Source organism: Actinosynnema sp. NPDC002837 (assembly GCF_040295345.1).
GTDB lineage: Bacteria > Actinomycetota > Actinomycetes > Mycobacteriales > Pseudonocardiaceae > Actinosynnema.
Genome location: NZ_JBEOVG010000027.1, coordinates 1 through 12,328 on the forward strand (window position 1 = coordinate 1; position 12,328 = coordinate 12,328).

A 12,328-nucleotide genomic window follows, 5' to 3' on the forward strand; every position below is an offset into this window, starting at 1 on the left:
CGGCAGGCCTGGCGGGACGCTCTTCCCCGCCGGGCCTGCCGGCTTTGGCCTGCCTGGAGTGCCCGTAAGGGCCCCATGTCAAATCGAGCCGGACCTGACCCGCACCGCTCCGCCACTCGAGCCGGACCTGAGTGTGACCACCGACCCGAACCTGCGCGAGCAGTCAGGTCTTCACAGCGCGGACATCGTCTGCCACTGCGCCCAAGGGATCTGCCAGTCGTACCAGTCGAACTGCGCCGGCAACGTCGTGACCGACCCGGTCACCTCCACCGGATCACCGACCATCGCGCTGTCGTAGTACGCCTTGGCATCGGCCTCCAACAGGTTCGCGCACCCGTGCGACGAGTTGAGCTTGCCGATGTTCGCCGCGTTGTCGTTGTTCTCGTGGATGAACTCACCGTGGTTGGAGAACCGCACCGACCACTTCTTCACGACGTTGGTGTAGCCGTACTGGGGGTTGTCGAAGCTCCACGTGTCGAACTTCTGCATCACCACGAACGTGCCGTTCGGCGTGGCCAGGTTCGGGTCGTCGTCCTTGCCGAACGACGCCGGGTAGGTCGCCACGGTCTGCCCGTCACGCTGCACGACCAGCTGGTGCGACGGCGTGTCGATCTTCACGACCTGGTTGCGGCCGATGGTGAAGTCGCTGGTCACGTCCGCGCGACCGTACGCACCGCCACCGTAGGGCACCCCGTACAGCTTCGCCTCGACGTGGATCTGGGTGTTCGCGGGCCAGTACTGCTCCGGCCGGTAGTGGACCTCGCGCGAGCTGAGCCACGCCCAACTGCCCTTGACCCCGGCGGAGTTCGTCACGGTCAGCGCCTTCTCCACCGTCGCGCGATCCGCGACGTCGGCGTCGAAGTCGATCTTGATCGGCACCGCCACGCCCATGGTCTGGTTGTCGCCGGGGAACAGCGTCGCGCGCACCTGCGACGCGGGGTTCACCGTCGTGAACCCGCCCTTCAGCTCGACCGGCCTGCCGTCCGTCCCGGTCGCCTTGCCCGCGTAGGTGTACGCCTTGCCGAACCCGAGCGGCTCCGTGCTGGACCACGACTTCTTGTCCTCGGCGAGCTTGCCCTCGACGGCCTTGCCCTCCGGGTTGGTGACCGCGACCTGGTCGATCGTGCCCTCGGCCACGGTGACCTGCACCGGCGCGTTCACGGGGGCGTCCACCGCGCCGTCCGCGGGCGCGGTGGTGAACTTGGCCACCGGTGGGTTGTCGCCGCCGATCGGTTTGGCGGTGCCCGTTTCCACCTTCGCCGAGCAGCCCGCCACCAGGGCCAAGCCGAGCAGCAGAGCCGCCACTGTCCTGTGCACGTTACGACCTCCTGATCGAAGGACGTCCCACCCGACTCCCGGTGCGAGTGATTCGCGTCACATCCGCGTCCCACGCCTAGGATCCCCGGTGTGAACCGTCCTATCGCAGTCGTGACCGGAGCCAGTGCGGGCATCGGCGAGGCCACCGCCCGCAGGCTCGCCGCCGAGGGCTTCCACGTGGTGCTCGGCGCTCGGCGGGTCGACCTCCTCAAGGCTATCGCGGATGAGATCGAGGGCACCGCGGTCGAGCTCGACGTCACCTCCGCCCCGTCGGTCGAGTCCTTCCTCGACGCCGTCCCCGCCGCGAACGTGCTGGTCAACAACGCCGGCGGCGCGCGCGGCCTGGCAAGCGTCGCCGAGGCCGACGAGGAGCACTGGCGGTGGATGTGGGAGACCAACGTGCTCGGCACGCTGCGCGTCACCAAGGGCCTGCTGCCGAAGCTGATCGCCTCCGGTGACGGGCACGTGGTCACCGTCACCTCGGTCGCCGCCTACGAGGCCTACGACAACGGCTCCGGCTACACCTCCGCCAAGCACGCCCAGTCCGCGCTGCACCGCACGCTGCGCGGCGAGCTGCTCGGCCAACCCGTGCGCGTGACCGAGATCCTCCCCGGCATGGTCGAGACCGACTTCTCCGTCAACCGGTTCGACGGCGACGCCGACCGGGCCGCGGCCGTCTACCAGGGCGTGACACCGCTGACCGCGGACGACGTGGCGGACGTGATCGCGTTCGCGGTGACCAGGCCGCCGCACGTCAACCTGGACCAGATCGTCCTCAAGCCCCGCGCACAGGCCTCCGCTTCGCGGGTGCACCGGGCCTGACCGGATCAGACCCGACCAAACCGCACAGGACCACCGAACGGCATCACCCCGACGTCAGCAGCTCCACGTCCAACTGGTCGAGCACCGGACCGATGGGGTTCGCGAACCCCCGGTCCGGGCTCCCGCCGCAGTACAACCCGACCACGCGGTTCGCGTCGTCGAGCAGCACCGCGCCCGAGTCGCCGTGATCGGCGAACCGGGGCGTCTCGATCCGGATCTGGTCGTACAGCGTCCGCACGCCCAGCTGCACCCCGAAGTCGAGCGTGATCGCCGCGTCCGTCGACGCCACCACGCCCTCCGTGACCGCCGTCGTCCGGCCGCGCTTGCGCACCCGGTCGCCGACCCGCGCCCGCGCACCACCCGTCACCGCGCCCAACCCCACCACCTCGGGCCGCACGCGCGGTGTCGTCAACGTGATCGCGGCGGCGTCCACGCGCGCCGACAACGCCGCCCGCGCCAGCACGCCGACCCGGTCGTGCACCGGGTGCCCGCCGTCGACCCGGGACGGGTGCACCATCGGGTCGCCGACCGCCCAGGCGTCGTCCACGCAGGCCACGTGGAACGACGTCAACGCCATCACGGTGTTCCGGCACCTCGGCGTGACCAGCGCGCCCAGCGTCCCGGCCACCACGTAGTCGTCCACCTCCGGCACGTCCGGCGGCACGAACCGGATCGCCCGGCTCGGCCCGATCCCGATGCCACCGGCCAGCGACTCGTGCCGCTCCGCACCGCTCACGCCCTCGGGCGACGCGATGGTGTGGTGCGGCCAGAACGTGTCCTCGACCACGTCCGTCGGCACGCCCAGCACGTCCGGCGGGATGGCGAACTGCGCGGCGTCGCCCTTGCGGCGGACGAACACGACGATCGCCAGCCGGCCGGTCGCCCGGCCGCCGACGGTCTTCTCGCCGAGGTCGACACCCACCACGCCGGGCCGGCTCAGGAAATCGTCCTCAACCAGCTTCTTGATCGGCCTGACGTTCGCGCGATCGTCGGGGTAGGCCATGACGACCTCCAACAGGTGCCCCTACCTCCATGAAACGCGTGGAGTGAGGATTCGTCACACCCAGTCACCCGTTCGGCGGTTCAACGGTCGGCGGCGTCCGGCGACGCAGAGCCACACCCGTCCACCGCCCGACGACCCGCCCACGCCGCCGAGGGCGTGCCGGAGCCGACGGCCGGCCCGCCTCACCCGAGCTCGCAGCCCACCAACACCGGCTCCGGGAGCAGCTCCACCCCGAACGCCGCCCGCACCCCGTCCCGCACCTCGCGCGCCAGGTCCAGCAGGTCCTCCGTCGACGCGCCGCCCCGGTTGGTCAGCGCCAGCGTGTGCTTGCCCGACAACGCCACCCGGCCACCCGGCCCGCGGTGCCCGCGCCCGAACCCGGCCCGCTCGATCAGCCACGCCGCCGACAGCTTCGAGTACCCGGCCCCCGCCGGGTACGTCGGCACCTCCACCTGCGGCCCGAGCCGCTCGGCGATCCGGATCAGCACCCCGGCCAACGTCGAGTCGTCCAGCAGCGGGTTGGTGAAGAACGAGCCCGCGCTCCACGTGTCGTGATCCGTCGCGTCCAGGACCATGCCCTTGCCGCGCCGCAGCTCCAGCACCGCCTTGCGGGCCGCGTCGGCGGGCACCCGGTCGCCCGGCGCGACGCCGAGCACCCTGGCCAGCTCGCCGTACCGGATGGGCGCGGACTGCCCGCCCGCGGTCAGCGCGAACCGCGCCCGCAGCACCACCGCGTGGTCGGTGCCCTTCAGCACGCTGGTCCGGTAGGCCAGGCCCAGGCCGTCCGCCGGCACCTGGTGCACGCGACCCGTGCGCCGGTCCAGCAGGTCCACCGAGGTCAGCACCTGCGCCACCTCGACGCCGTACGCGCCGACGTTCTGCACCGGCGTCGCGCCGACCAGGCCCGGGATGCCGGACAGGCACTCCAGCCCGCCCAACCCCTGCGCCACGGCCTCCGCGACGACCGAGTCCCAGTCCTCGCCCGCCTCCACGGTCAGCTGCACGAGGCCGTCGCCCAACGGGTCGAGCCGACGGCCGGACGTGCCGACGGCCACCACCGTGCCGGCGAACCCGGCATCGGACACCACCAGGTTCGAACCGCCGCCGAGCAGCAACAACGGCTCGCCGGCCGCGTCCAGCGCGCGGACGGTCTCGACCAGCTCGGCGGCTGTGGCAGCGCGCGTGAACCTCGTCGCAGGGCCACCGAGCCGCAGCGTGGTGCACTCGGCCAGCGGCACACGGGCACTGGAGGGCGGGGTGGTCACGACCGTGAACGGTAGCCTCCGCGACATGGCACGCCGCATCGAGCACCGAACCACGTCCCGCTGGCCGGCACGGGACGTGTACGCAGCGTTGGTCGACCAGACGTACCTGCGCGACCGGCTCGCCGAACTGGGTGGCACGAACCCGGAGCTGGTCGCCTTCACCACCACCGACCAGAGCACGTCCTACCAGCTCAAGCAGGGTGTGCCCGCCGACAAGCTGCCGTCGGTGGCCCGCGGCCTGCTCGGCGGCGACCTCGTCATCGACCGCGCCGAGTCGTGGACCGAGGCCGGTTACGCGGGCACGGTCGAGGTGACGCTGAACGGCGTCCCGGGCCGGCTGGACGGCACGATCACGCTCGCCGACACCGCGAGTGGGAGCGAACTCACCCTCACGGGTCAGGTCAAGGTGGGCATCCCGATCATGGGCGGCAAGCTGGAGGCGATGATCGCCGAACAGGTCTCGCTGCTGCTCGACAAGGAATCCGAGTTCACCGCCGAATGGCTCGCACGCCGCGCCTAGCCGCGGGCCGGGCGCGCGCGCTCGGCCTGCCCACGAGGGGCACCACCAACCCGAACCGCCTGCGCCGGGTCGACCGGTGGGTCGCGCACACCTACCGCGACCTGCTCTCCGCGCCCGAACCGCTGGTGGTCGACCTCGGCTACGGCTCCTCGCCGATCACCACCGTCGAGATGGCGGCACGGCTGCGCGCCGTGAACCCGGCCGTCCGCGTGCTCGGCCTGGAGCTCGACGCCGACCGGGTCGCCGCGGGCAAGGAGGTCGCCGACCCGCCCGGCCTCGACTTCCGGCGCGGCGGGTTCGAGCTGGCCGGCGCGCGCCCGCTGCTGCTGCGCGCGTTCAACGTGCTCCGGCAGTACACCGAGGAGCAGGCGGCCGAGGCGTGGGACACCATGGTCGGCCGCCTCGCGCCCGGCGGCGTGCTGGTCGAGGGCACGTGCGACGAGATCGGCCGCCGTTGCTGCTGGGTCGCGTTGACCGCGGACGGGCCGCAAACGTTCACGCTGTCCTGCCTGCCCGCCGACCTGGAGACCCCTGGTGACCTCGCCGAGCGGCTGCCGAAGGCGTTGATCCACCACAACGTGCCCGGCGAGAAGGTGCACGCCCTGCTCTGCGAACTGGACGCGTGCTGGGCGACGTGCGCGCCGTTCGCGCCCTACGGCCCGCGGGCGCGGTGGGTGGAGTCCGTGCGGCTGCTGGCCGACCGCGGCTGGCCGGTGCTGGACGACCGGAAGCGCTGGCGGCTCGGCGAGATCACCCTGTCCTGGGACGTGGTGAGTCCCTAGGCTGTGCGGAGTGGACCACGCCGATTTCGTCCAGCACATCAGGACCCAGTACGCCGCACTGCGTGCCGCCGCCCTGGCCGCCGGGCCGGAGGCGCAGGTGTCCACCTGCCCCGGCTGGACGGTGCGCGGGCTCGTCGACCACGTGGCGATGGTCCACTCCTGGGCGCTGCGGGCGCTGCACACGCCGGTGGACGCGGACTGGGTCAAGCCCGAAGAGCGCCCCGCCGACTGGGACGAGCTGTTCGCCTGGTGGGACAAGAAGGTCGTCGAGCTGACCGACACCCTGCTCGGCTCCACGTCGAACACGCCCGCGTGGACGTTCGTCGGGCCCAAGACCTTCGGCTTCTGGTCACGCCGGCAGGCGCACGAGACCGCGATCCACCGGCTCGACGCCGAGCACGCCCGGCACGGCGCGGACGTGCCGTCCCTGCTGTTCGACGTCGAGTTCGCGGCCGACGGGGTGGACGAGTTCCTGACCCGGATGCTGCTGACCGGCGCGCGGCGCAGGCCGATCGCGCGGACGGGGCGGGTGCTGTTCCACGCCGCCGACGCGAGCCGTGCCTGGGAGGTGCGGCTCACGCCCGGTCAGCCGCCCGAGGTGGGTCCGATCACCGACTCCGGCACCGACGAGGACGCCACCGTGGCCGGCACCGCCGACGCGGTCTACCGGGCGGCGTGGGGCAGGCCGAGCGGCGCCATCACATCGGGTGACAGGTCACTGCTGGACGGGCTGCCGCGACCGTAGATACTTCCGGTCGTGCCTCTGCCTGAACGACGCTACGTGATCACCTTCGGCTGCCCCGACCGCACCGGCATCGTGGCCCGGATCTCCTCGTTCCTGGCCGAGCACGGTGGCTGGATCGTCGAGGCGGCCTACCACACCGACCCGACCACCAACTGGTTCTTCACCCGCCAGGAGGTCCGGGCCGACTCGCTGCCGTTCGACGTGGAGGAGCTGCGGGTCCGGTTCGCGGAAGTGGCCCGCGAGCTGGGTGCGCACCCCGGCTCGTGGCGGGTCGCCGACTCCGGCGAGCGCAGGCGGGTGGTGATCCTGGTGTCCAAGGAGGGCCACTGCCTGTACGACCTGCTGGGCCGGGTGGCGTCGCACGAGCTGGACGTCGACGTGTCCGCGGTCATCGGCAACCACGCCGACCTGGCCGGGATCACCAGGGCGCACGGCATCCCGTTCCACCACGTGCCGTTCCCGGCGAACGACCCGGAGGGCAAGGCGGCGGCGTTCGCGCAGCTGCGGCAGCTCGTCGACGCCCACCGGCCGCACGCGGTGGTGCTGGCGCGGTTCATGCAGATCCTGCCCGCCGAGCTGTGCGCGGACTGGGCCGGGCGGGCGTTGAACATCCACCACAGCTTCCTGCCGTCGTTCATCGGGGCGCGGCCGTACCACCAGGCGCACAGCCGGGGCGTGAAGCTGGTCGGCGCCACGTGCCACTACGTGACCGCGGACCTCGACCAGGGCCCGATCGTGGAGCAGGACGTGATCCGGGTGGACCACACCGACTCCGTCAACGACATGGTGCGCAAGGGGCGCGACATCGAGAAGGTCGTGCTGTCGCGCGGTCTGCGGTGGCACCTGGAGGACCGCGTCCTGGTGCACGGCAACCAGACCGTCATCTTCTGAGGAAACCCCGATCCGGGGTGGCGGCCCGCACGTAGGCTGCGCCGGTGCGCACCGAGTACACCGACCTCGACCAGGTCCGCGCGGCGTCCGAGCTGCGGAACGCCGTCCTCGTCGGGCTCGACCTGAGCGGGGAAGAGCTGCGCGTGCCGATGGACGGCGCGCTGTTCCTCGGCTGCACGCTCTCGCCGCTCGCCCAGCGGCGCGCGGCGGCGGCCGGGGCGCTGGTGTTCCCGACCATCCCCGACCTGCCCTACGACGTGTACCGGTCGCGGCTCTACACGCCGGCCGAGCTGTTCGCCGGTTTCGACCCGGGCGACCCGCTGTCCTACGCCGACACCCCGGACGCCGTCATCTACCGGCACACCCGCGCCAGGGGCCACAACCCGGACCCGCTGCACGCCCTCGCCGAACGCCTGCACGACCACGCGATCACCGAGGCGCTGGACGACGCGCTCGCCGAACGCCCGGTCGCCGTGATGGGCGGGCACGCGCTCGGCCGCGACACCGACGGCTACCGGCGGGCCGTCGGGCTGGGCGCGGCGCTCGGCGAAGCCGGGTTCACCGTGCTGACCGGCGGCGGTCCGGGCGTGATGGAGGCCGTGCCGCTGGGCGTGCGGGTCGGCGTGGACGAGCCGACGTTGAAGGACCTGTCGAAGGCGCCCGCGTTCGGCGGGGACGCGGAGTCCATCGGCCGCTGGATCGCCGCGTGCCCCACCGACCTGCCCACCTCCGACCGACCGCGCACGATCGGCATCCCGACCTGGTTCTACGGCCACGAACCGCCGAACCCGGCGTGCGAGCTGCACGCCAAGTACTTCGCCAACTCCGTCCGCGAGGAGGGCCTGCTCACCGTCGCCACCGGCGGCATCATCTACACGCCGGGCAGCGCGGGCACCGTGCAGGAGGTCTTCCAGGACTACTGCCAGAACCACTACGGCTCGGTCGGCCCGGCCGCGCCGATGGTGTTCCTGGGCGAGGACTTCTGGGTCGACGAGGTGCCGGCCGCGCCGCTGGTGCGACGCCTGGCCCGCGGCCGGGAGGCCGAGCGCTGGATCCTCGTCACCGACGACGCGGACGAGGCCGTCAGCTTCCTGCGGGAGTACGCGGGGTGATCACCCGCTGCACCACCTCGGCCGCGTCCAGGCACACGTCCTCGCGGTAGGCCCGACCGACCAGCTGCACGCCGACGGGCAGCCCGTCGACCACCCCGGTCGGCACGGCCACCGCCGGCAGGCCGACGAAGGTCGTCGCGGTGCACAGCCGCATCGCGCCGGTCACCAGGTCGTGCCCCTCGATCGAGCGCGACTCCACCCCGGGCGCGGGCGGACGGGCGGTGAACACCGGCCCGAGCACCAGCGGGAACCGGTCCAGGAACTGCGCCCACGCCCGCTTCACGCCCAGCAGCACGCCCGTGAGCCGCACGTACTCCGCGACGTCCACCGGCGCGGTCTTCGCCATCGACATCTCGATGTACCGGTGGCCTTCCGCGCCGAGCAACGTCCGCACCACCGGCCAGCTCGGCGCGAACTCCGTCATCAGCATGCCCCCGTACGCCGCCAGCGCCTCGTCCAGCACCGGCACGTCCGCCTCGACCACCTCGTACCCGGCGTCCGACAGCACGCCTGCGGCGTCCTCGACCGCGGCCCGCACCACCGGGTCGACCCCCGTGCCGCCGGGATCGGCGACCACCGCCACCCGACGCGGCACCGGCGGCCCGGTCAGCGGCACGGGCACCGCCCTCGGGTCGCGCGGCGACGTGCCGGCCAACGCCTCGAACGCGAGCCGCAGGTCACCGACGGTGCGGGCGAGCGGCCCGTCCACCACGAACAGCTGCGCGCCCAGCGGCGGGTCGTCCGGACCGAGCCGGTGGTCGGCCGGGAACCGCCCGTAGGTCGGCTTCAACCCGGCCACGCCGCAGAACGCCGCCGGGACGCGCACCGAGCCGCCGGCGTCGTTGCCCAGCCCCAACCCCGCCATCCCGGTCGCCACCGCCACCCCGTCGCCGCCGCTGGACCCGCCGGGCGTGACGGCCGGGTCCCACGGGTTGACCGTGTCGCCGAACAGCTCGCTGCGCGTGTGCACGCCGGCCAACGTGAGCGTCGGCATGTTCGAGTGCCCGATCGGGATCGCGCCCGCCGCGCGCAGCCGCGCCACCGGCGGCGCGTCCAGCGGCGTCACGAAGTCCTTGAACCGCACCGCGCCGTGGGTCGTCGGCACGCCGCCGATCGCGATGCTCTCCTTCACCGTGAACGGCACACCGGCCAGCGGCCCGCGCGCACCGTCCCGGTCGAGCTCCGCCGCCTCGGCCAGCGCCTGCTCGGCCACCAGCCGCGTGATCGCGTTGACCACCGGGTTCACCGCCGCGATCCGCTCCAGGTGGCTCTCCACCAGCGCGACCGCCGTGACGCGGCCCGAGCGCACCGCGGCGGCCTGCTCCGCCGCCGTCCAGTCCCACATGACGCCCCCTGTTCCGATGCAAGTGCATCGAATAGTATCCACGGGTGCCCAAGCAGGTCGAATACGAATCCCGGCGCCGGCAGATCACCGACGCGGTGTTCCTGCTCGCCGACGAACGCGGCCTCGAAGGCGTGACCCTGAGGGACGTCGCAGCGCGCGCTGACGTCTCGATGGGGGCGGTGCAGCGGTGTTTCCGCACCAAGGACGAGATGCTGCGGTTCGCGCTGGAAGAGGTCGGCAAGCGCGTCCTGGGCCGGGCCGGCGGCACCGCGGCCGAGGCGGCACGTGCCGTCGCGCTGCCCGAGCGCGCCGAAGCCAGGGTGTGGCTCGCGTTCGTCGCGCAGGCGGCCGTCAGCCCGGCGCTCGCGCCCGTCCTGCGCGCGAGCTACGCCGACCTCGAGGACATGTTCACCAGGCTCCTCGGCGACCGCGGGCGGGCGCGCACGGTGCTGGCGCTGGCCGACGGCCTCACCACGCACGTGCTCATCGGGCACCTCACGCACGACCAGGCGCGCGAAGTGCTCGACCGGCACCTGGCGGGCTAGCGGGCCAGGCCCTCGACGACCTCGGCGTTCGGCAGCTTGGCCAGCACCTCGCCCGGCACCAGGACCTTGCTGCCCCGGATGCCGCTGCCGATGACCAGTTCCGGCGCCGCCGCCACCTCGGGCGACAGCAGCACGGGCCAGTCCTCGGGCAGGCCGATCGGCGTGATGCCGCCGTACTCCATGCCGCTGAGCGACACCGCGTCGTCCATCGGCGCGAACGACGCCTTGCGCGCGTCCAGCCGCCGCCGGACGACGCCGTTCACGTCCGCGCGGGTGGTCGCGAGCACGACGCACGCCGCGTACCGGACGGTCTCGCCGCGCTTGCCCGCGACGACGACGCAGTTCGCCGACGCCGCCAACGGCGAGCCGTAGTGCGCGCAGAACTCGGCCGTGTCCGCCAGCCCGGGGTCGATCTCCGCGACCGCGAGCCGCGCGCCGTCCGCCATCGACCTCAACGCCGCGGCGACCGGGTCCGCGACCAGGTCGAGCCGGTCGAGCACGGGCAAGGGGGTCAGGGTTCCCGCGATGGTCCACACACCGGCCATCCTGCCGGCCGCGCTTGACGTTGACGCTACGTCAACCCCTACCGTGGTCGGCACAGGGAGGGAGCACGGTCATGGCCTGGTCGATCGCACAGGTCGCGCGGATGTCGAAGGTGACTTCGCGGACGTTGCGGCACTACGACGCGATCGGCCTGCTCGAACCGGCGTGGGTCGGCGACAACGGCTACCGCTACTACGAGCGCGAGCAGTTGCACCGGCTCCAGCGCATCCTGCTGCTGCGCGACCTGGGACTCGGCCTCGACACCGTGGCCGAGGTCCTGGACGGGCGGCACCGGGCGGTCGACGTGCTGCGCAACCACGCGCGGTGGCTGGCCACCGAGCAGGAGCGGCTGGCGAAGCTGGCCCGGACCGTCTCCCGCACGATCGAGGAACTGGAAGGGGGTGACGAAGTGGCACTGGAAGAGCTGTTCGACGGCTTCGACGCCGACCGCCAGGCCCGCTACGAGGCGGAACTGGTGGAGCGCTACGGCGAGGGCGTCCAGGAGCACGTCGACGAGAGCAAGCGCCGGATGAAGGGCTGGACCAAGGCCGACGCCGAGGGGTTCAAGGCGGAGTGGCAGGCCATCGGGAAGGCCTACGCCGAGCTGTTCGACGCCGGCGTCCCGGCCGACGCGCCGCGCGCGCTGGACGTGACCGACCGGCACTACCGGTGGATCTGCCTGAGCTGGACGCCGAACCGGGAGTCCTACACCGGGCTCGGTGAGCTGTACGTGGACTCGCCGGAGTTCAAGGCGCAGTTCGACGCGCACGCCGAGGGCTTCGCCGAGTACGTCCGCGACGCGATCGCGGTGTACGCGACGGCCAGGCTCTAGCGCGGCCACGGGGAGGTGCACATCCCCGTGGACCCGGTCCGGGGCGCGTCAGAGGTCCTGGAGCCCGAAGGCCTTGAGCGCCTCGCGGTTGAACGCCGGCAGGTCGTCGGGCTTGCGGCTGGTGACCAGGGTCCACCCGGCCACGTCGCAGACCCGCACCTCCACGTCCGCCCAGTCGGCGCCCGCGTTGCGGAGGTCGGTGGCCAGGCTCGGGAACGAGGTCAGCTGCTTGCCGCGCACCACGTCCGCCTCCACCAGCAGCCACGGCCCGTGGCAGATCGCCGCGACCGGCTTGCCCGCGGCGACGTGCTGCTTGACGAACTTCACCGCGTCGCGGTCGAGCCTGAGGTTGTCGGCGTTGGCCACGCCACCCGGGATCACCACGGCGTCGTAGTCCATCGGGTCCGCGTGCGCGAACGGCACGTCCACGTCGAACGTGTCGGCGGGCGTGAGGTGGTCGTACGCCTGCACCGTGCCGAGCTTGGGCGCGAGCAGCCTCGGCACGGCACCGGCCTTCTCCACGTGCTGCCAGGGCTCGGTCAGCTCGACCTGCTCGATGCCCTCCGTGTCGACCAGGAATGCGATCCTCTTCTGTTCGGCCATGCG

General features: G+C 72.6%; 14 protein-coding genes. 8 read left to right on the forward strand and 6 right to left on the reverse strand.

All coding sequences use genetic code 11. The annotated features are described in order from the left end of the window. Positions 1-171: 171 nt before the first annotated feature. On the reverse strand, positions 172-1,317 hold the full coding sequence (locus ABTZ99_RS19955; protein ID WP_499612855.1) for a L,D-transpeptidase: 1,146 nt from the start codon (positions 1,315-1,317) through the stop codon (positions 172-174). A 90-nt stretch (positions 1,318-1,407) separates the two neighbouring features. Between ABTZ99_RS19955 and ABTZ99_RS19960 the strand changes: the two genes are divergently transcribed. After that, positions 1,408-2,139 (forward strand): SDR family NAD(P)-dependent oxidoreductase, encoded by a 732-nt coding sequence (locus ABTZ99_RS19960; protein WP_499612857.1) that lies wholly within the window; start codon positions 1,408-1,410, stop codon positions 2,137-2,139. A 43-nt stretch (positions 2,140-2,182) separates the two neighbouring features. Here the strand turns inward: ABTZ99_RS19960 and ABTZ99_RS19965 are convergent, their stop codons facing one another. Both ABTZ99_RS19965 and ABTZ99_RS19970 read right to left on the reverse strand, forming a co-directional pair. Next, positions 2,183-3,142, reverse strand: coding sequence for a chymotrypsin family serine protease (locus tag ABTZ99_RS19965; RefSeq protein WP_498776269.1), 960 nt, complete (start codon positions 3,140-3,142; stop codon positions 2,183-2,185). Positions 3,143-3,324: 182 nt separating this feature from the next. Next, the gene (locus tag ABTZ99_RS19970) at positions 3,325-4,434 is read right to left on the reverse strand and encodes a UDP-N-acetylmuramate dehydrogenase (protein ID WP_498776267.1); all 1,110 of its coding nucleotides are present in this window, start codon (positions 4,432-4,434) and stop codon (positions 3,325-3,327) included. Here ABTZ99_RS19970 and ABTZ99_RS19975 point away from each other — a divergent pair. The 5 genes from ABTZ99_RS19975 to ABTZ99_RS19995 are packed head-to-tail and all read left to right on the forward strand — an operon-like array spanning position 4,433 to position 8,457. Continuing rightward, positions 4,433-4,927, forward strand: coding sequence for a DUF2505 domain-containing protein (locus tag ABTZ99_RS19975; RefSeq protein WP_498776264.1), 495 nt, complete (start codon positions 4,433-4,435; stop codon positions 4,925-4,927). The two genes, ABTZ99_RS19970 and ABTZ99_RS19975, sit on opposite strands and share 2 nt — an antisense overlap. After that, entirely contained in the window at positions 4,906-5,709 is an 804-nt protein-coding gene (locus ABTZ99_RS19980; protein WP_498776259.1) for a class I SAM-dependent methyltransferase, read from the forward strand. Before ABTZ99_RS19975 ends, ABTZ99_RS19980 begins: the two co-directional genes overlap by 22 nt. A gap of 10 nt (positions 5,710-5,719) precedes the next feature. Then, positions 5,720-6,454 carry a maleylpyruvate isomerase family mycothiol-dependent enzyme gene (locus tag ABTZ99_RS19985; protein WP_499612859.1) on the forward strand — a complete coding sequence of 245 codons (735 nt, stop codon included), beginning with the start codon at positions 5,720-5,722 and terminating at the stop codon, positions 6,452-6,454. A 12-nt stretch (positions 6,455-6,466) separates the two neighbouring features. Then, entirely contained in the window at positions 6,467-7,345 is an 879-nt protein-coding gene (gene purU, locus ABTZ99_RS19990; protein ID WP_498776250.1) for a formyltetrahydrofolate deformylase, read from the forward strand. Between the two features lie 44 nt (positions 7,346-7,389). Further along, on the forward strand, positions 7,390-8,457 hold the full coding sequence (locus ABTZ99_RS19995; protein ID WP_499612861.1) for an LOG family protein: 1,068 nt from the start codon (positions 7,390-7,392) through the stop codon (positions 8,455-8,457). Here ABTZ99_RS19995 and ABTZ99_RS20000 read toward each other — a convergent pair. Continuing rightward, positions 8,429-9,802 carry an amidase gene (locus ABTZ99_RS20000; RefSeq protein WP_499612863.1) on the reverse strand — a complete coding sequence of 458 codons (1,374 nt, stop codon included), beginning with the start codon at positions 9,800-9,802 and terminating at the stop codon, positions 8,429-8,431. The two genes, ABTZ99_RS19995 and ABTZ99_RS20000, sit on opposite strands and share 29 nt — an antisense overlap. Before the next feature lie 44 nt (positions 9,803-9,846). Between ABTZ99_RS20000 and ABTZ99_RS20005 the strand changes: the two genes are divergently transcribed. Beyond that, entirely contained in the window at positions 9,847-10,347 is a 501-nt protein-coding gene (locus ABTZ99_RS20005; protein WP_499612865.1) for a TetR/AcrR family transcriptional regulator, read from the forward strand. Here the strand turns inward: ABTZ99_RS20005 and ABTZ99_RS20010 are convergent. Further along, complete coding sequence (locus tag ABTZ99_RS20010) at positions 10,344-10,892, reverse strand: YbaK/EbsC family protein (protein ID WP_498776240.1); 549 nt, start codon at positions 10,890-10,892, stop codon at positions 10,344-10,346. The genes ABTZ99_RS20005 and ABTZ99_RS20010 overlap by 4 nt on opposite strands. Positions 10,893-10,963: 71 nt before the next feature. On the opposite strand from ABTZ99_RS20010, the gene ABTZ99_RS20015 reads away from it, so the two are divergent. Continuing rightward, entirely contained in the window at positions 10,964-11,722 is a 759-nt protein-coding gene (locus tag ABTZ99_RS20015; RefSeq protein WP_498776238.1) for a MerR family transcriptional regulator, read from the forward strand. Between the two features lie 48 nt (positions 11,723-11,770). Here ABTZ99_RS20015 and ABTZ99_RS20020 read toward each other — a convergent pair whose 3' ends face one another. Continuing rightward, complete coding sequence (locus ABTZ99_RS20020; RefSeq protein ID WP_498776236.1) at positions 11,771-12,325, reverse strand: type 1 glutamine amidotransferase domain-containing protein; 555 nt, start codon at positions 12,323-12,325, stop codon at positions 11,771-11,773. Positions 12,326-12,328: the final 3 nt, after the last annotated feature.